16 protein-coding genes are annotated in these 18,477 nt (G+C 72.2%); 8 read left to right on the top strand and 8 right to left on the bottom strand.

Annotated features, from left to right (window positions below; genetic code table 11):
- Window positions 1-84: 84 nt before the first annotated feature.
- Window positions 85-2,241 (bottom strand): flotillin family protein, encoded by a 2,157-nt coding sequence (locus tag ACZ7P3_RS01745; RefSeq protein ID WP_472078371.1) that lies wholly within the window; start codon window positions 2,239-2,241, stop codon window positions 85-87.
- 250 nt (window positions 2,242-2,491) lie between these two features.
- On the opposite strand from ACZ7P3_RS01745, the gene ACZ7P3_RS01740 reads away from it, so the two are divergent.
- The 3 genes from ACZ7P3_RS01740 to ACZ7P3_RS01730 all read left to right on the top strand — a co-directional run bounded on the left by ACZ7P3_RS01740 (window position 2,492) and on the right by ACZ7P3_RS01730 (window position 6,379).
- Window positions 2,492-3,535 (top strand): PucR family transcriptional regulator, encoded by a 1,044-nt coding sequence (locus ACZ7P3_RS01740; RefSeq protein WP_472078801.1) that lies wholly within the window; start codon window positions 2,492-2,494, stop codon window positions 3,533-3,535.
- A 248-nt stretch (window positions 3,536-3,783) separates the two neighbouring features.
- Window positions 3,784-4,773, top strand: coding sequence for an NAD-dependent epimerase/dehydratase family protein (locus ACZ7P3_RS01735; RefSeq protein WP_472078370.1), 990 nt, complete (start codon window positions 3,784-3,786; stop codon window positions 4,771-4,773).
- Window positions 4,774-5,131: 358 nt separating this feature from the next.
- Window positions 5,132-6,379, top strand: coding sequence for a serine hydrolase domain-containing protein (locus tag ACZ7P3_RS01730; protein ID WP_472078369.1), 1,248 nt, complete (start codon window positions 5,132-5,134; stop codon window positions 6,377-6,379).
- Window positions 6,380-6,399: 20 nt separating this feature from the next.
- Here the strand turns inward: ACZ7P3_RS01730 and ACZ7P3_RS01725 are convergent, their stop codons facing one another.
- On the bottom strand, window positions 6,400-8,622 hold the full coding sequence (locus ACZ7P3_RS01725) for a serine/threonine-protein kinase (RefSeq protein ID WP_472078368.1): 2,223 nt from the start codon (window positions 8,620-8,622) through the stop codon (window positions 6,400-6,402).
- A gap of 284 nt (window positions 8,623-8,906) precedes the next feature.
- Here ACZ7P3_RS01725 and ACZ7P3_RS01720 point away from each other — a divergent pair, with 284 nt between their 5' ends.
- Entirely contained in the window at window positions 8,907-10,244 is a 1,338-nt protein-coding gene (locus tag ACZ7P3_RS01720) for a M64 family metallopeptidase (RefSeq protein ID WP_472078367.1), read from the top strand.
- 85 nt (window positions 10,245-10,329) lie between these two features.
- On the opposite strand, the gene ACZ7P3_RS01715 is transcribed toward ACZ7P3_RS01720, so the two are convergent.
- The 5 genes from ACZ7P3_RS01715 to ACZ7P3_RS01695 all read right to left on the bottom strand — a co-directional run bounded on the left by ACZ7P3_RS01715 (window position 10,330) and on the right by ACZ7P3_RS01695 (window position 13,740).
- A complete protein-coding gene (locus ACZ7P3_RS01715; RefSeq protein ID WP_472078366.1) occupies window positions 10,330-10,617 on the bottom strand; it encodes an SCO5918 family protein in 288 nt (95 codons plus the stop codon).
- Between the two features lie 66 nt (window positions 10,618-10,683).
- Complete coding sequence (locus ACZ7P3_RS01710; RefSeq protein ID WP_472078365.1) at window positions 10,684-11,091, bottom strand: CBS domain-containing protein; 408 nt, start codon at window positions 11,089-11,091, stop codon at window positions 10,684-10,686.
- A gap of 79 nt (window positions 11,092-11,170) precedes the next feature.
- On the bottom strand, window positions 11,171-12,703 hold the full coding sequence (locus tag ACZ7P3_RS01705) for a DEAD/DEAH box helicase (protein ID WP_472078364.1): 1,533 nt from the start codon (window positions 12,701-12,703) through the stop codon (window positions 11,171-11,173).
- 256 nt (window positions 12,704-12,959) lie between these two features.
- Complete coding sequence (locus ACZ7P3_RS01700) at window positions 12,960-13,163, bottom strand: cold-shock protein (RefSeq protein ID WP_007383480.1); 204 nt, start codon at window positions 13,161-13,163, stop codon at window positions 12,960-12,962.
- 247 nt (window positions 13,164-13,410) lie between these two features.
- Window positions 13,411-13,740 (bottom strand): MerR family transcriptional regulator, encoded by a 330-nt coding sequence (locus ACZ7P3_RS01695; protein ID WP_472078363.1) that lies wholly within the window; start codon window positions 13,738-13,740, stop codon window positions 13,411-13,413.
- A 209-nt stretch (window positions 13,741-13,949) separates the two neighbouring features.
- Here ACZ7P3_RS01695 and sigJ point away from each other — a divergent pair, with 209 nt between their 5' ends.
- The 3 genes from sigJ (at window position 13,950) to ACZ7P3_RS01680 (ending at window position 16,330) form a co-directional block, all read left to right on the top strand.
- Window positions 13,950-14,894 carry an RNA polymerase sigma factor SigJ gene (gene sigJ, locus ACZ7P3_RS01690; protein WP_472078362.1) on the top strand — a complete coding sequence of 315 codons (945 nt, stop codon included), beginning with the start codon at window positions 13,950-13,952 and terminating at the stop codon, window positions 14,892-14,894.
- 93 nt (window positions 14,895-14,987) lie between these two features.
- Window positions 14,988-16,181: an NAD(P)/FAD-dependent oxidoreductase gene (locus ACZ7P3_RS01685; protein ID WP_472078361.1), complete on the top strand. Its 1,194-nt coding sequence runs from the start codon at window positions 14,988-14,990 to the stop codon at window positions 16,179-16,181.
- Window positions 16,178-16,330 (top strand): hypothetical protein, encoded by a 153-nt coding sequence (locus ACZ7P3_RS01680; RefSeq protein WP_472078360.1) that lies wholly within the window; start codon window positions 16,178-16,180, stop codon window positions 16,328-16,330. The genes ACZ7P3_RS01685 and ACZ7P3_RS01680 overlap by 4 nt, the downstream gene beginning before the upstream one ends.
- 255 nt (window positions 16,331-16,585) lie before the next feature.
- On the opposite strand, the gene ACZ7P3_RS01675 is transcribed toward ACZ7P3_RS01680, so the two are convergent.
- Window positions 16,586-16,801, bottom strand: coding sequence for a DUF4177 domain-containing protein (locus ACZ7P3_RS01675; RefSeq protein ID WP_472078359.1), 216 nt, complete (start codon window positions 16,799-16,801; stop codon window positions 16,586-16,588).
- A gap of 318 nt (window positions 16,802-17,119) precedes the next feature.
- Between ACZ7P3_RS01675 and hisS the strand changes: the two genes are divergently transcribed.
- On the top strand, window positions 17,120-18,439 hold the full coding sequence (hisS, locus tag ACZ7P3_RS01670) for a histidine--tRNA ligase (protein ID WP_472078358.1): 1,320 nt from the start codon (window positions 17,120-17,122) through the stop codon (window positions 18,437-18,439).
- Window positions 18,440-18,477 lie beyond the last annotated feature (38 nt).

Below are 18,477 nucleotides of genomic sequence, written 5' to 3'. Positions count from 1 at the left end.
TGCATCCCTTCAAGGGCGTCGGGTACTGCGGGGAAACAGGAGGTGGCCGGGCCGCCGACCCCCGTACAGCGGCCCGGCCACCGGTCATTGGTTGCGGGCGGCGCCGTTCAGTGCGGTGAGCGGCGTGTCCGCCAGGCCCAGCTCGCCCGCCCGGTCGAGGAGCTGCCGGAACTGGGAGGCGTCCGGGCCGCCGGAGTTCATCAGCTTCATCAGCAGCGCCGACACGGTGAGGTTCTGCACGTCGGCCGTGCTGAACGAGCCGAGGATCCGGCCCAGGTCGTCGGTGAAGCTGCCCGAGCCGTCCAGCCAGGGCTTGGCCAGCGCCTGCGCGGTCCGTGAGCTGTCGACGAAGCCGTCCACGCCCTTGCCGAACGAGACCGCCGAGACCAGCCGGTCGAAGAAGACCGACTCCCCGCCGACGATGTCGATGTCGGCGTTCTCCAGGCCGGTCGCGAGGACCGTGGCCTGGGCCTCGGCGACCTGCCGCTGCGTCTCCAGGCCGGCCAGCCGGATCTCCTTCTCCGCCTGCAGCCGCAGCCGGTACTCCTCGTGCCCCCGGGACGCCTCGTCCAGGGCGGCCATCGCCGCGGCCTTCTCGGTCAGGCCCGCCGCCTCGGCCTTCAGCTTCTCCCCGATGCCGGTGGCCTCCGCGAGCGCCTTCGCCCGCGCGCCCTCCGCCTCGGCCTTCAGCCGCGCCTCGGTGGCCTCCGCCGCCGCCCGCGCGCCCTCCGCCTCCGCGAGTCCCTTCGCCCGCGCGCCCTCGGCCTCGGCGAGCGCCCTGGCCTGGGTGCCCTCGGCCTCCGCGCGCAGCCGTGCCTCGGCGGCCCGGGCCTCGGCCCGGCCGGACTTCTCGATGACCTCGGCCTCCTTGTCGCGGACCTGCACGGCGGCGAGCCCCTCGGCGGCGGCCTCGGCCTGGGTGCCCTCGGCGAGCCGCAGCTTGGCCCGCGCGTCGAGGTCGGCGGTCTTCAGCCGGGCCTCGGCGAGGGTGAGTTCCTCGGCGGCGCGGTGCGTCGCGGCCTGCTCGGCGGCCTCGGCGGCCTTGATGTCCTTGACCAGCTTCTCCTGGGCCTCCGCCTCGGCGGAGATGACAAGGGCCTGCCGCTCGCGCTCGGCCTGCTCGACCATGCGCAGCTTCTTGATCGACTCCTCCTGCTCGGCGACCGTACGGTCCACCGCGACCCGCTCCCGGACGACCTCGGCGATCTCCCGCTTCTCCGCCTCGACCTCCTTCTCGGCGGCGATCTTCGTCAGCTGGGTCTCCCGCTCCCGGGCGATGACCTCCAGCATCCGGTCCTTCTCGACCCGCTCGCTCTCCACGGCGATGACCCGCTCGCGGTTCTTCGCGGCGACGGCGATCTCGCGGGCCTGGTTCTCGCGCTGGACGCCGAGCTGCTCCTCGGTGCGCAGGAAGGCGCCCTGCGAGCGCAGCCGCTCCTCCTCGACGACCCGCGCGGTCTCGGCCTCCTCGCGGGCCCGGGACGTCTCGATCTCCCGCTTCTGCTTGATCTCTGCGTCGGCCTGCCGGCGCTCCAGCTCCAGGATGGCCTCGCGGGCGTCGACGTCCTGGCGGGTGATCTCCTTCTGCTCGTTGCGCTGCGCCTCGTTGGTGCGCACGTGCTCGATCGCCGTCAGCTCGGTGATCTTGCGGATGCCCTGGGCGTCGAGGACGTTGGCCGGGTCCAGCTGGGCGAGCGGGGTCTGCTCCAGGTAGTCGATCGCCGCGTCCTCGAGGTGGTAACCGTTGAGGTCGACACCGATCAACTCGATGATGTGGTACCGAAGTTCCTCGCGCTTGGTGTACAGGTCGGTGAAGTCCATCTGCTTGCCGACGGTCTTCAGCGCCTCGGAGAACTTCGCGTGGAACAGCTCCTGGAGCGTGTCCTGGTGGCTGGCGCGCTCGGTGCCGACGGACTGGGCCACCTTGATGACGTCCTGCTCGGTCTTGTTGACCTTCACGAAGAACAGGATCCGGATGTCGGCACGGATGTTGTCCCGGCAGATCAGCCCGTCCCGGCCGGAGCGGCTGATCTCGATCGTCTTCACCGAGATGTCCATGACCTCGGCCTTGTGCAGGACCGGAAGCACGACCTGTCCGGTGAACGACACGCCGACCTGCCGCGTCTTCGACACGATCAGGGCCTGGCTCTGGTCCACCTTCCGGTACAGCCGGGAGAAGGCGAGCAGCGCGAGCAGTACGACGACGAGACAGGCGGCGACGAGCACGCCGAGCGCTTCCATGGAATACGTCCTTGTGAGTCAGACGAAGGAGACGGAAGAGCTCCGGTCGTGGTGCCGGACACCTGCCGGTGTCCGGCACCGCAACCATCTGTAGTGCTCCCCTTGCGTGATGGTGCACGAGGGGCGCACCCCGGCGCATTGCCGGTCTCCGGCAGCGTTCACTATGTTCTCGATGCCGGAGGGGCGCTAAGAAAGCGTCACCGGCACGTCAAGATCACGGGGGAGCGGGGACGGCGTGACCGAACAGGCGATGTCCGAGCACTATCTGGGCGGTTATGCCGCCACCCTGGCCGAGGTCGCGGCCACCGGCCGGCGGCTGACCCGCGAGGAGCTGGCCGCCCGCCGCTCCCTGGGCGAACAGGCCGCCGACGCCGGTCACGGGCTGCGCGCGCTGGTCGTCGCGCACCTGGCCGCCGCCCGCGCCGCCTGGCCGCACACACCCGGGTCGGCCGACAGCACCCTGGCCGCCGTGCAGCAGGCCATCGACGCCTTCGCCGAGGGCTACGAACGCGCCCAGCGGCTCGCCGTGCGCCGTGAGGAGGCCGCACGCCGGGAGTTCATCGACGACCTGCTCTACGGCCGCAGCGACCTGGGCCGGCTCGCCGAGCGCGCCGAGCGCTTCGGCCTGAGACTGTCCAGGGCGCACGCGGTCGCCGTCGCCGAGGGCCCGGCCGCCTACACCGAGGGCGACCGGGTGGCCCGGCAGGTGCAACGGGCCGTCCTCGGCCGCTTCGACGCCCGCAGCATCCTGCTGACCACCAAGAACGGCCGGCTGCTGTGCATCGCGCCCGGCGACGAGGACGACGTCGTCAACTACTTCGCCAAGCAGGCGTACGCGGCCACCGACGGCGGCCGGGTCGCGGTCGGCCGCCCGCAGCCCGGTGCCGGCGGGGTCGTGCAGTCCTACGAAGAGGCCCTCGCCACCCTGGAGATGGCCGGCCGGCTCGGTCTGGACGAGCCGCTGCTGCGCGCCGCCGACCTGCTCGTCTACCCGGTCCTCGCCCGGGACCGGCAGGCGCTGGCCGACCTGGTCTCCCACACCCTCGGCCCGCTCACCGCGGCGCGCGGCGGGGCGCAGCCCCTGCTGGACACCCTGACCGCGTACTTCGACTCCGGCTGCGTGGCCACCGAGGCCGCCCGCCGACTCTCCCTCAGCGTGCGCGCGCTGACCTACCGTCTGGAACGCATCCACAAGCTGACCGGGGCCGACCCGGCCGACCCGGCGCACCGCTACATGCTCCAGACGGCCGTGATCGGCGCCCGCCTGCTGGACTGGCCCGCCAAGCCGCTGTGAGGGCTGCTGCGCGCGGGCTCCTGCGCGCGGGCTTGTTGCGGTGGGGGTCTGCGGGAGGGGGGCTGCGGGTGCGGGCTTGTTGCGGCGGGGGCCTGTGGGAGGGGGCTGTGGGTGCGGGCTTCTTGCGGAGGGGGCCTTGGGGGTGCGGGCTTCTCACAGAGGGGCCCTGAGGGGCGGGCATCTTACGGAGAGGTGACGTACCGCCCGTCGTAGCCGCCGCGGGCGCGTCGCGGACCTAGCGTGGCCCTATGCGTGTACTGGTCACCGGCGGTGCCGGGTTCATCGGGTCCCATGTCGTCGACGCGCTGCGGGCGCGCGGGCACGAGCCGGTCGTGTACGACGTCCGGGACGAACCCGGCGCCGACGTGCGCAATCCCGCGGCCGTCGCCGCGGCCCTGTCCGGTGTCGACGCGGTCTGCCACCAGGCGGCCATGGTCGGCCTCGGCAACGGTGTCGCCGACGCGGCCGAGTACGTCTCCCGCAACGACCTGGGCACCGCCGTCCTGCTCGCCGCGATGGCCGAGGCGGGCGTGCGCCGGCTGGTGCTGGCCGGATCGATGGTGGTGTACGGGGAGGGCCGTTACGAGTGTCCCGAACACGGCGTCGTACGCCCCGGCCCGCGCGCCGAGACGGACTTGAGGGCGGGCCGCTTCGACCCGGGCTGTCCCGTGTGCGGGGCGCCGCTGTCCCCGGGCCTGGTCGGTGAGGAGGCCCCCGTCGACCCGCGCAATGTGTACGCCACCACCAAGCTCGCCCAGGAGCACCTCGCCGCGGCCTGGGCCCGCTGCACGGAGGGCACGGCGATCTCCCTGCGCTACCACAACGTGTACGGTCCCCGGATGCCCCGCGACACCCCGTACGCCGGGGTCGCCTCCTTCTTCCGCTCCGCCCTGGAACGCGGCGAGGCCCCGCGCGTCTTCGAGGACGGCCGCCAGCGCCGGGACTTCGTCCATGTGCGTGACGTGGCCACCGCCAACGTCACCGCCCTGGAGGCCGCGTCACGCCCCGGCACCTTCACCGCGTACAACACGGGCAGCGGCACCCCGCACACGGTCGGCGACCTGGCCCGCGCCCTGGCCGCGGCGCACGGCGGCCCCGAGCCGCTGGTCACCGGCGAGTACCGGCTGGGCGACGTCCGCCACATCACCGCGGACTCGTCCCGCCTGCGCACGGAACTGGGCTGGAAGCCGGAGGTGGACTTCGAGGAGGGCATGGGGGAGTTCGCCCGGTCCCGGTGAGCGCTGGGATCCGGCACGTGGAGGCCTTGCGCTGGGATCCGGCACCTGGGGGCCTGGGGCCTGGGGCCTGAGGGCTGGAGGGCCGGGATCCGGCACCTGGGGGCCTGGGGCCTGAGGGCTGGGACTGGGACCCGGCACCCTGGGGTCTGAGGGCTGGGACTGGGACCCGGCACCCTGGGGTCTGAGGTCTGAGGTCTGAGGTCTGAGGTCTGGGGCCTGGGGCCTGGGGGGCTGTAGGGGTTCGGTCAGGGTCTGCTCAGGGCAGTTCCCTGATGAGCGGGGGTGCCGGTGCGGCGGAGACTCGTGGCAGGGCCGGGCGTGCGCCGGGCCGACCGCCACTCTTACGGGGAGACAGTTCGTGAACCGCACTGTGCGACAAAGCCGTTGGACCGCCGTGGCCGCCTCCGGTGCCGTGCTGGTGGCCCTGGCCGCAGGTATGGCCGCCCCGGCCTCCGCAGCCACGTCCCGCCCGGTGGCCGCTGCCGCCACCGCACCGCTGCCGGCCCTCGACCCGGCCGCGCTGCGGGCGTCCATCGCCGGCCTGCCGAGCGCGGACGTCACCGGTGCCCTGCTGCGGATCACCGGCAGTGCGGGCCACTGGACGGGCACCTCGGGCGTGGGCGACCTGGAGACCGGTCACGGTGTTCCGCGTGATGCGTACCTCCGGATCGGCAGCATCTCCAAGGTCTTCACCGCCACTGTCGTCCTCCAGCTCGCCGCCGAGCACCGGATCGACCTGGACACGCCCGTCCAGCAGTACCTGCCGGGCGTCCTGCCCGCCGGCATCCCGCCCGTCACGGTCGGCCAGCTCCTCAACCACACCAGCGGTCTGCCGCATCCCGCGCAGACCCCGGACTTCGGCGACGGCAGCCCCGAGTGGTTCGCCGCCAACCGGCTGAAGAGCTTCACCCCGCAGCGGGTGATCGATCTGATGGCGGACCAACCGATGCAGTTCGCGCCGGGCACCGCGCAGCAGTACAGCGGGGAGAACTACTACGTCGCCGGCCTGCTGGTCGAGAAGATCACCGGCCACAGCTTCGCGCACGAGGTACGGTCCCGCATCACCGGGCCGCTCGGCCTGCACGACACCTACGTCCCCGGAGCCGACGACCCGCGCCTGCCGGCCCCGCACTCCCACGCCTATCTGACGGTCAGGGCGGCGGACGGCACCACGCATCCGGCGGACGTCACCGAGCAGAGCCCCTGGCCCTGGGCCGAGGGCGGCATGATCTCCACTCCGGCCGACCTCGACCGCTTCATGACCGCGCTCCTGCGCGGCCGTCTGCTCCCGCCGGCCCAGCAGGCGAAGCTCTTCGCCGTCCCCGACGTGCCGAGCTTCCACAGCAGCCAGTGCCGCACCGAGTCCGACGCGGGCCGGGCCTGCATGAGCATGGGCCTGATGCGGGTCAGGGCCGCCAACGGCGTGGAGGTCTGGGGCAAGACCGGCTCCCGCCCCGGCTACACCAGCGGTGTGTTCGCCACCCGCGACCTCTCCCGAAAGATCGTCTACTCGCTCAACCCGACCAACCTCGACGGCACCGAGATGCGCTGCATCCAGCAGATGGCCGCAGCGTCCTTCGGACCGCTGGTCCCGGCCGCGAGCTGAGCCGGCCGTGCCCGATGCGGTCAGTCGCGGGCGACCGGCGACGGCGGGGCCGAGGGACGGTCCGGACGCAGGGAGAAGACCGTGTCGCCCGTCACCGCCACCAGCGCGTCCTTGACGAGCAGCAGGCTCGGCGCCATCCCGTCCGCCGAGTTCCCCAGGTCGTCCATCGCGGCCGTGCGCCACCGCTCGGCGCCGGTCTCCCGGTCCAGCGCCAGCACACGGCCGAAGTGGTTGGCGAAGCAGAGTTCGCCGTACGAGGCCGAGTACACCGGCGCGGACAGGTTCTCCACCTGTGTCGCCCTGCGCCACAGCTGCCTGCCGGAGGCCGCCGACACCGCGGTGACCACTCCGTCCTGCCGTACGACGTAGACGACGCCGTCCACCAGGGCGGCGGCGCCGCGCGGCGATCCCGTCAGCGGTGTCCGCCCGACGGCACCGGTGCCCGGGTCCACCCGCACCAGGGCCGTGTACGACTCGTCGCCCACGGACTGCGCCACCTTGTCCGGGTCCTGCTGGACGGTGAACAGGAGCTGTCCGCCGACGACACCGAGCGGCTCGGCCGTCGGCGGCAGCGTCGCCAGGTCGCGGCGGGTGCCGTCGGACGCGTCGAGCCGCAGCAGGCTGATCGGGGCTCCGTTGGGATCCTCGTCCGACGAGCACAGTCCGTACGGGGTGTCGCCGAGCACCAGCGGCACGCAGGACCTGCCGCCCGGGGCCGTGGCCGACGACGTCCACAGCTGTCTGCCCGACGGCCCGTAGGCCACGAACCGCGTCCCGGAGGCCGACGTCGTCAGCACCCCGCGGCTGAACAGGTGCGCCGTTCCGTTGTCGTCGTCGATACGGCGGGCCCATCGCTGCTGCTTGGTGCCGGCGTCCAGCGCCACCAGCTTCAGGGCCCTGTTGCCCGCGGCCGCGTCGTCCGGCTGCTGGTAGACGTAGACGAGCCCGTCCCGGACGCCGACGGGCCGCACCTCCTGCGGGTTGGTGCCGGCCCGCCACAGGGCGCGGCCGGAGGCGGCGTCGACCTTGGCGACCGTGAAGCCGGTTCCGGCGCAGTAGACGGCGCTCCCGCCGGGCACGCACCCGCCCTCCGTGTAGAAGATCGGGTCGATGCGGCCCGAGCCGTGGGCCAGGTCCGTCCGCCAGGGCTTCCAGCCGGTGGGCAGCGCTGCGGGGCGCGGGCCGGCGGCGTGCGGGGACGATGCCGTCGTGGCCGCGTCCGTGTCCGGGCCCGAGCGCGACACGAAGTGCAGCGTCGTGAGGCCCAGCGCGGTGGCGGCCAGGGCCGCGGTGAGGCCGATGACGAGCCGGCGTCCGCGGCGTCCGCGGCCGGTCCACCTTCCGGCCGTGCTGTCCCCGGTCCGCAGGGAGGCCGCGTCCGGTGGTCCGGGGTTCCGTCGCGGGCCCCGGGGTTCCGCCGCGGTCGCGGCTGCGGCGGAATCCGGCAGCGTCCGGAGCATGCTGTGCAGTTCGGCCGTGTCGGGCCGGGCGGCCGGATCCTTGTCCAGGCAACGCCTGACGATGCCCAGGAGCGGTTCCCCGACCCCCTCAAGGAGCGGGGACTCATGCAGGATCTGATAGCCCGTCACATAGGGGCTCTCGGCGTTGAACGGACCGGTGCCGGTGACCGCGTACACCAGCACCGACCCCAGTGAGAACACGTCCGAGGCCGCGGTGACGTCCCGCGGCGACCTGAACTGCTCCGGGGACATGAAGCGGGGGGTGCCGATCAGCCGTCCGGTCACGGTGAGGGTCTCGTTGTCGGCGGCGCGTGAGATGCCGAAGTCGATGACGCGTGGTCCGTCCTCGGCCATCAGGACGTTGCTCGGCTTCAGGTCGCGGTGCACCAGGCCCGCCTGGTGGATGTCCCGCAGGGCCTCGGCGAGCCCCAGCCCCAGCGTGCGCAGCTCGCTTCCGCGCAGGGGTCCTTCTTCGGTCACCTGCTCCGACAGCGTGCGGCCCGGCACGTACAGCGTGGCCATCCAGGGCAGTTCGGCGTCCGGGTCGGCGTCCACCACCGGCGCGGTGAACGCTCCGCTCACCCTGCGGGCCGCCGTGACCTCCTGCCGGAAGCGCGCCCGGAACTCCTCGTCCTGTGCGTACCGGGCGTGCACCACCTTCACCGCGACCTGGCGCCCCGATGCCGAGCGTCCCAGGTAGACGACCCCCATGCCGCCTCTGCCCAGCCGGTCGGTCAGCGCGTAGCCGCCTATGGACTCCGCATCTCCGGGGCTCAGCGGCATCGCCGGTCACCTTTCCCGAATCCCGTGTCTCACAAGCCGGTCCAGGTCCCCAGACTAGAGGGCGCCCTGAACGGAGCCGGCGCGCTGCCGTCCTTCGGCGGGGCGGGTTCCCGTCCGGCGCCCACGGCCGGCGGCGCGTCACATGCCGGTCCCCGATGATCGCCGCGAGGTCCCCACCGGGGTTCCGCATATTCCTGATGTTCCGTCAACTGTGCTGCAAGCCTTGCCGATTCAAGCCCGGCCCTCTACGTTAACCGTGATCTTAAGTCCATTTAACCGGCTACTTGAGCGAGGCTTCCGTGCCGCACCGCGCAAGATCGCGTACGCGCTGGATCACCGCCGCCGGGGCCGCCTTCGCCGCCGCGGCGGCACTGGTCGTCGGAGTGCACCCCGGGCCGGCCGAGGCGGCCGGGGCCCCTGCTCGCACCCGGCACGTCGAGTACTTCCCCGGCCCCGCGGCGGAGCCCCGCCAGGTGGCCGTCCCGGCGGACACCCCGGCCCGCACGGCCCGCCGCGCCCCGGCTGCGGTGGGCGCCGCCCCGACGGTGCGGGCACTCCAGCGGACCGGACCCGTGACCGGGCGGCTCGACCTGGTGGTGATGGGCGACGGCTACACCGCGGACGAGCAGGGCGAGTTCGCCGCGGACGCCGAGCAGAAGCTGGACGAGATCTTCGCCGTCGAGCCGTACCGGAGCTACCGCGGCCTGTTCAACTTCTGGCTGGTCAACACCGTCTCCCGCGAGTCCGGTGTCTCCGGCGACCCGACGGCCGATGTCGTGAAGGACACCGCGCTGGGCGCCCACTTCTACTGCGACGACCTCGAACGCCTCCTGTGCGTCGACACGGACCAGGTCGCGCACTACGCCGCCCGGGCCCCGGACGCCGACATCGTCTTCGTCGTCGCCCACTCCGCCAAGTACGGCGGCGCGGGCTACTCCGCCGTCGACCTGCCGTCGGGCTCGCCGTTCCACGGCGTGGCGACGATGTCGTCCGGCAACGACAGGTCGTACCTCATAGGAGCCCATGAACTGGGCCACTCCATAGGCCACTTGGCCGACGAGTACCAGTACCCGGGCTACGGCGCCTACCCGAACGCCGATGAACCGGCCGCGGCCAACCTCACACTCCGCCGCGACCCGGGCACGACCAAGTGGTACCGCTGGCTCGGAGCCGCCGACCCGACGGGTTCGGTGGTGGGCACGTACGAAGGCGGCGGGTACTACGAGACGGGCATCTACCGGCCGACCGTGACGTCCATCATGCGGGACCTGGCCTCGACCGAGTTCAATGTCGTCGGCCGGGAGGCGATGATCGCCGGCTTCTACGCCGACGCGGACGCGCTGACCTCGTCCGTCCCCACGGCCCGGCCGGTCGGGCCAGGGCGGCGGATCACCGTACGTCTCGCCCCGCTGACCGGTCTGGCGGACCTCGAACTGACCTGGTACGTCGATGGCAGGAAGGTCCCGTCGGCGACGGGCCTCCGGTCGGTGACGCCGCACCGGCTGGGCGTCCACGGCCGGGGCCACGAGATCACGGCCACCGTGACCGACCGCACGACGGCCGTACGGGACCCCGCGGTCCGGGCACAGACGTCCGACTCTCTGACGTGGACGGTGCGGTGACGCGGGCCCCGACCGGCGCACGGCCCGGACCGGCGCACGGTCGGGGCTCCCGGTCCTTCGGCGTCCCACACCCGCCGAGCGTGCGTCACCAGCCCAGCGCGCCCTCGTCGGCTCGCGTGTCCTGGGCCGGCGCGGCCGCGGGCGCGTCGTGGCAGGTGAAGCCGAGCCGGGTCAGCGCCCGGCGCATCTCGCCCGCCGTGAAGTCGCGTCGGTTCTGTCTGGTGATCACTTCCCCGACCTGCATCACGGGGTAGACGCGGCTGCCGATGGTCACGGACACCCCGATGACGGGTTCGGGCGTGATGCCGCTCATCGAGTGTTCGACCTCGCTCTTGATCAGGTCGAAGGGGAACCGGGCGATGACACAGCGCATGGATGCCTCCGCAGAGTTGGGGGAGAAACACGGGAGGGCGGCCGCGCGGCGGCGGCCGCAGGGCGGTCAGGGCGTGACGGCGAGGACGCCCAGGGCGTAGCCGTGCTCGTCGATCACGGGGGACGCGTGCAGGGTCCGGCCCCGCATGGCGTCCACCGCCTCGCCGAGCCCGGCCCCGGACGAGGTGAACGGTCCGCGGTCGAGCGGGATGTCCCGCAGCCGGGGCCGGTCGCCGTGCCGCGAGCCGCGGCGGTGTGCGGCGAGCTGGGCCCGGGTGACCAGTCCCGCGCACCGTCCGTCCGCGTCCTGGACGAGCAGGTGCGGCACGCGGGCACCGATGAGCACGGACAGGGCCACGTCGACCGTCATGCGGTCGTCCACCTGGGGGCCGGGAGCGTGCATGGCGTCACGGGCGGTCAGCGATGTGCCGTCGGTGTTCCCGGCCCGCGGCGTGCCTGGCGGAGTCGGCGTCAAGGGCTTCTCCTCTTCGTCGGGACGGGCAGGACGAGTGGAGGCTCGCCCCGATCGCCGGGAGCAAGTCCCGGTGCCTGGCCTAGGGGTTGTTCCTCGGGGTGGAGCGACGGCTCCGGGAGGCGGTCCGCCCGCTGCCACCGCGGCCGCCGGCCCGCCCCCTGCGGCCACGGGAGCCGGATCCCGTGCGTTCGCTCTGTTCGGCGACCGGTGGGGTGACGGTGACGGGTACGCCCGAGGGGGTCCGGGCGCCGGTGATGCGGTGCAGCTCGTCCTCGCCCGGGCGCACCCGTGCGGAGCTCGGAGTGATGCCGGCGTCGGCCATCAGACGGTCCATCGCGCGACGCTGGTGCGGGAGGACGAGGGTGACGACGGTGCCGGACTCGCCGGCGCGGGCGGTACGGCCGCCGCGGTGCAGGTAGTCCTTGTGGTCGGCGGGCGGGTCGACGTTCACGACGAGGTCGAGGTTGTCGACGTGGATGCCGCGGGCAGCGACGTTGGTGGCCACCAGGACCGTGACGTGACCGTCCTTGAACTGGGCGAGCGTCCGGTTGCGCTGGGGCTGGGACTTGCCGCCGTGCAGGGCCGAGGCGCGCACTCCGACGGACAGCAGGTGCTTGGCCAGCCGGTCGACCGCGTGCTTGGTGTCCAGGAACATGATCACTCGCCCGTCGCGGGCGGCGATCTCGGTCGCGGTGGTGTGCTTGTCGGCGTCGTGCACATGGAGCAGGTGGTGCTCCATCGTGGTGACGGCGCCCGCGGACGGGTCGACCGAGTGCACCACGGGGTCGTTCAGGTAGCGGCGCACCAGAAGGTCGATGTTGCGGTCCAGGGTGGCCGAGAACAGCAGCCGCTGGCCGTCCGGGCCGACCTGGTCGAGCAGCGCGGTCACCTGCGGCATGAAGCCCATGTCGGCCATCTGGTCGGCTTCGTCCAGGACCGTGACGGCGACCTGGTCGAGCCGGCAGTCGCCCCGCTCGATGAGGTCCTTGAGGCGGCCGGGTGTCGCGACGACGACCTCGGCGCCGCCGCGCAGCGCACTCGCCTGGCGGCCGATCGACATGCCGCCCACCACGGTGGCGAGCCGCAGCCGCAGGGCGCGGGCGTAGGGGGTGAGCGCGTCGGTGACCTGCTGGGCCAGTTCCCGGGTGGGGACGAGGACGAGGGCGAGCGGCTGCCGGGGCTGGGCCCGCCGGCCGTCCAGACGGGCCAGCAGCGGCAGACCGAAGGCGAGCGTCTTGCCCGAGCCGGTGCGCCCGCGGCCCAGGACGTCCCGGCCGGCCAGCGCGTTCGGCAGCGTGGCCGCCTGGATCGGGAAGGGCTCGGTCACGCCCTCGGCGCCGAGCGCGGCCAGCAGACGTGCGGGCATGTCGAGCTCGGCGAACGTCTCGACCGCCGGGAGCGGTTCGGTGACGGTGACCGGCAGGGCGAACTCCTGCCGGCGGGTGCTGGAGCGTGCTCCGTCGCTCTTGCGCCCGGCGCCCGGGCGGGGACCCTGCCGGCCCGTCTCCTGGGCGCGGAAGCGGCTGCCGCGAGCGGAGCCTGCCGAGCGTGTGGAACTTCTGTCCGTGCGGAAGCGACCGGAACTGCCGCCGGTACCGCGGGTGCGGTTCATGGAGGAACCTTCCTCGATTCGGCGTATCGAGGAATTCCGTCCAACGGCGAGATGCCGCACGAGATTCACAAGAATGAGCCGTGGGAAATGCGAAAAGCCGAGCCCTGTCAGTGCTGAGACCGGGGCTGTCGATAATCCGGAGAATCCGGGAGGTCCGGGAATCCCGGAACACAATGAGCTGGGACCCGCACCCCAAGAGCGCGGGTCCCAGCCACATGATGCGCGAGCCGCACGGCTCGCGACGTTCGCGTCAGTGTCAGGCGGGAACGATGTTCTCGGCCTGCGGGCCCTTCTGGCCCTGCGTGACGTCGAAGGTAACCTTCTGGCCTTCCTGAAGCTCGCGGAAGCCGGAGGTGGCGATGTTCGAGTAGTGGGCGAACACGTCAGCGCCGCCGCCGTCCTGCTCGATGAAGCCGAAGCCCTTTTCCGCGTTGAACCACTTCACGGTGCCAGATGCCATATTGAATCTCCCTTGGGGGGCAGTGCCGGACTCCGCACTTTACGGGCCCGAGTCGCCGCGATGATCACCCCTCCGGAAAGATCCGGAAAGCTCTGCAAAGAAACAAGTCACTTGTACGAGTCTCTGGTAACCAAAACTGCAACTGCTATCACGTTAACACAGGCGGGGCGAAAACCCCATGCGTTTGATCACAGAGAGGCGCTCGCGCCGCCGCGGCGTGAATTTCTGCATCGGCGGCACTAGATATTCAGCCGTGGTCGTCCAGCTTCCGTCGCATCTCCTCGTTGCGGCGCAGGGCGTCGTCGAGCTGGTCCTCCAGGGTGATGATGCGGCACGCGGCCTCGATGGGGGTGCCCTGGTCGACGAGTCCGCGGGCGCGGGCGGCGACGCGCAACTGTCGGCGGGAGTAGCGCCGGTGGCCGCCCTCCGAGCGCAGCGGAGTGATCAGCCCGGCCTCACCGACGGCGCGGAGGAACGCCGGGGTGGTACCGAGAACGTCGGCGGCCCGCCCCATGGTGTACGCGGGGTAGTCGTCATCGTCGAGATGGCCGGCGACAGGGGGGTTCTCGGCGGGCATGGCACCTTCGTTCCGGGAGCGCGGCGAGGGACCCGGGCGGGCGCGGCACCCGTGTTCCGAAGGATCGGCCCCCTCTGTCCGGTGCCATAACCCTAACCCCGGCGGAGACGCAGATGTGTACTGGCCGTGACAGTTCTGCTGCGCCGCGGGCGCCGGTGACCGGGGCACGACCTGTCCGGTGCGCAGCGCGAGGGCTAGGATCCAGGGCCATGGCCCTGACCATGAGCGACGTGGACCGGTTCGAGGCGTCCAGGCCCCGCCTGGAGGCCATCGCCTACCGCCTTCTCGGCTCCGCGGGCGAGGCCGAGGACGCCGTGCAGGAGACGTTCCTGCGCTGGCAGGCCGCCGACGTCGGCCATATCGAGGTCCCCGAGGCATGGCTGACGAAGGTTCTCACCAACCTGTGCCTCAACCAGCTCACCTCGGCCCGCGCGCGGCGCGAGACCTATGTGGGCCAATGGCTCCCCGAGCCGCTGCTCGCCGGGGACCCGATGCTCGGCCCCGCCGACACCGCCGAACAGCGCGAATCGGTCTCGTACGCGGTCCTCGCCGTGCTGGAGCGCCTCTCCCCGAACGAGCGGGCGGTGTACGTGCTGCGGGAGGCCTTCGACTACCCGCACCGGGAGATCGCCGAGATCCTCGACCTCACCGAGGCCGCCAGCCAGCAGATCTTCCACCGCGCCAAGAAGCATGTCGCGGACGGCAGGACCCGCACCGAGATCGACGAGGCCGCCGTCCGGCGGATCGTCGACGAGTTCCTCGCGGCCGCCACCAGCGGCCGGACCGAGCCGCTCGTGCGGCTGCTCACCCAGGACGCCTTCGCGATCGGCGACGGCGGCGGGAAGGTCCCGGCCCGCGCCAAGGCGTTCGAAGGCGCCCTCGCCGTCGCGACGTTCATGCGGGGTCTGTTCAAACCCGGCAAGGCCAAGCGCGCCCTGGTCGGCGGCTCGCCCGAGCTCCACGTCACGACCGCCAACGGCGGCCCCGCCGTCGTGGCGGTCGTCGACGGCCGGGTCATCGGCGTCATGTGCCTGGAGATCACCGCCGAGGGCATCGCCGCGTTCCGCAACCAGGTCAACCCCGACAAGCTCGAACGCGCCACCCGGCGATGGGCGTCCGCCGCCCACGGCGAACCCGCGCTCAGGGCCTTCTGACCCCGATGTGAGCTGCTTCACAACCCGTACCTGTCAGGAAACGGCGGGCCGCCCGGTTCAAGGGGCGAATCCGCTGAAGACAGGAGTCGGGACATGCAGCACCGCATCGTCGTCCTCGGGGCCGGGTACGCCGGAGCCATCGCCGCCGGGCGCCTCGCCAAGCGGCTGCGCCGCGAGGACGTCGCCATCACCCTCGTCAACGCCGAGCCCGACTTCGTCGAGCGCGTCCGGATGCACCAGCTCGCCACCGGCCAGGACCTCAGGCCCCGGCCCCTGAGCGAGATGTTCGCGGGCACCGGCGTCGAACTGAGGCCGGCGAAGGTCACCGGCGTCGACGTCGACCGCAGGACCGTCGCCGTCACCGACGCCGGAGGCGCCGGGGAACTGGCGTACGACACCCTGGTGTACGCCCTCGGCAGCGGCTGGAACGACCAGGGCGTCCCCGGCACCGCCGAGCACGCCCACGAGATCACCGGACGCCCCGGAGCGCTCCGGCTGCGCGAGCGCCTGGCCGGCCTGGGCGCCGGCCGGACCGTGCTCGTGGTGGGCGGCGGCCTCACCGGAGTGGAGGCCGCCACCGAGATCGCCGAGGCCCGCCCGGACCTCGACGTGGCCCTCGCCGCCCGCGGCGGCCTCGGCGACTGGCTCTCGCCCAAGGGCCGCCGGCACCTGCGGAAGGTCTTCGGCGCGCTCGGCATCACCGTGCACGAGCACGCGGCCGTCACCGGCGTGCGGGCCGACCGGGTCACCATCGCCGACGGCAGGTCCGTCCCGGCCGCGGTCACCGTGTGGACCACGGGCTTCGCCGTCCATCCGATCGCGCGGGCCACGGCCCTGGACGTCACCGAGACGGGCCGGATCGTGGTCGACGGGACCATGCGCTCGGTCTCCCACCCGGACGTGTACGCCGTCGGCGACGCGGCCATGGCGATGGGCGCCGGGGACCGCCCGCTGCGGATGTCCTGCGCCTCGGGCACGCCCATGGCCTGGCAGGCCGCCGACGCCATCGCGGCGCGGCTGACCGGCGGGAAGCTCCCGAACGTGCCGCTGCGCTACTTCAACCAGTGCATCTCGCTGGGCCGCAGGGAAGGCCTGATCCAGTACGTCACCGCCGACGACCGCGCCGTCCGGGCGGCCCTGACGGGACGGTTCGCCGCCGTCTACAAGGAGCTGATCTGCAAAGGCGCGGCCTGGGGCGTCGCCAACCCGACACTCGTGCCGGTCAGGCGCCGCCGCGTCGTACAGGAGCCGGCCCGTGCGGCCGCGGAGGCCACGTCTCAGGCGTGACCGTCCGAGTCACCGGCGTGACCGCCCGCATCACCGGCCTGACCGTCCAAGTCGCCGGCGTGACCGCCCGCATCACCGGCCTGACCGTCCGAGTCACCGGTCCACCGCGCTCCCGGCTGCCGAAAGCACGCAACGGCTGTATGCGGTAAGCCCCTTCGGCCCGCCCAGGGACGGACCGAAGAGGGCCTGCCCGCTGCCCACTGCCCGCACGGACGCACGGACGCACGGACGCACGGACGCACGGACGCACGGACGCACGGACGCACGGACGCATGGACGCATGGACGCATGGGGCATACGCGGATGAACCGCCCGGAGTGAAGCGCCGCTGGGTCCGGCGCGTCTCCGGGGGACCGGCCACGGTGGTCCCCGCGTCTCCGGGGGGACCGGCCACGGCGGTCCGGTCAGGCGCGCGGACGCTCGAAGGTCAGCAGCAGTCCCTCGACGGCCCCGGGACCTATGCGGCCCTTGACGTCGGCGGAGGTGATGGCCTTCAGGCCCCAGCCGTCCTCGGCATGCTTGTTCAGGACCTTCTCCAGTTTGTCGCTGTCCAGTGCGTCGCCGATCAGCGACTCCCGGAAGGTGACGACCTTGTATTCGTACGCGTAGGGGCTGCTCATGGCTGCGGGGTCCTCCTGCCGGCCGGGCCGGGTCGGGGTGTGATTGCCGGGGCCAGACAATCATTCCCGGGTGCCTCCGCACACCGGCCGCCCCTCGACCGGAATGAACATGTTGCCCTTCGCCGGATCGCCAACGGGGCCTGCTCGCCGTGATGTACGGCCGCACGCCGCCCCGCCGGGCGAGGCGGCCACGTACGATGATCCGGTTCCATGCGACGGACGTGCACGTCGGCGGGATGGTGAGCACCGCGGATCCGGCGGCAGCCGTCACGTCCCCGCCCCCGTATCCCGTATCCCGCATCAAGGAAAGCGGCACGCATGACCGATCAGCAGATGGTGCGCCCGGCGGCAATCAGCGGCTTCCCCGAATGGCTCCCCGAGGTGCGGCTCGTCGAGCAGCATTGGCTCGACGTGGTCCGAGCCGGATTCGAGCGGTACGGCTTCTGCTCCGTCGAGACGCCCTCGGTCGAGTCCCTCGACGTGCTGATGGCGAAGGGCGAGACGTCGCAGGAGGTCTACGCGCTGCGGCGGCTCCAGGAGGACGCGGAGGACTCCTCGGACTCCCGGCTGGGCCTGCACTTCGATCTGACCGTGCCGTTCGCCCGCTATGTGGCGCAGCACTTCAACGATCTGGTGTTCCCGTTCAAGCGGTACCAGATCCAGCGGGTGTGGCGCGGGGAGCGGGCCCAGGAGGGGCGCTTCAGGGAGTTCACCCAGTGCGACATCGACGTCATCAACGTCGACCACGTGCCGCTGCACTTCGATGCGGAGCTCCCGCGCGTCATCCATGACGTGATGACCGGACTCGGCCTGCCGGAGTGGACTCTCAACATCAACAACCGGAAGGTCCTGCAGGGCTTTTACCAGGGGCTCGGCATCGACGATCCGCTGGAGGTAATCCGCACGGTCGACAAGATGGACAAGATCGGTGCCACCGGGGTCGGCGAACTGCTCTCCTCCAAGGACGGCCTGACGAACCGTCAGGTGGGCGCCTTTCTGGAACTCGCCTCCGTGCGTGCCACGCACGCCTCCGTGGTGGACGCCGTTCGGGCCACCGGAGTGCGCTCCGAACTGCTCACCGAGGGACTGGACGAACTGGCCTTCGTGATGGACGCGCTGCGCGACCTTCCCGAGGGCAGCGTGGTGGCGGACCTGTCCATCGCCCGGGGTCTGGACTACTACACGGGTACCGTCTACGAGGGGAAGTTCAAGGACTGGCCGCACTACGGCAGCATCTGCTCCGGTGGCCGGTACGAGAACCTGGCCGGTTCCTACATCCGCAGGAACCTGCCCGGCATCGGCATGTCGATCGGCCTGACCCGTATCTTCGCCAAGCTGCTCGCGGAGGGCCTGGTGGCCGCGGGGCCGTCGTCCCCGAGCGACGTGCTGGTGGTGCTGCCGGGGGACGAACAGCGCACCGCCGCCGCCGAAGTGGCCGCCACGCTGCGGGGGCGGGGCCTGAACGTCGAGCTGTACCACCAGGCGGACAAGGTGGCGAAGCAGATCCGGTACGCCTCCCGCAAGGGCATCCCGTTCGTGTGGTTCCCACCGTTCTCCGAAGGCCGGGCACACGAGGTCAAGGACCTCGCCACGGGCGACCAGACGACCACCGACCCGCGGACGTGGCGGCGTTCCTGAACCAGGCATGCCACTCTTGCGCCAAGGGCGGGGCGGCA

The organism is Streptomyces sp. NPDC107581 (assembly GCF_055657175.1).
The sequence above is the reverse complement of the archived record's forward strand: the minus strand, read 5'-3'. Positions and strand labels throughout refer to the sequence as shown.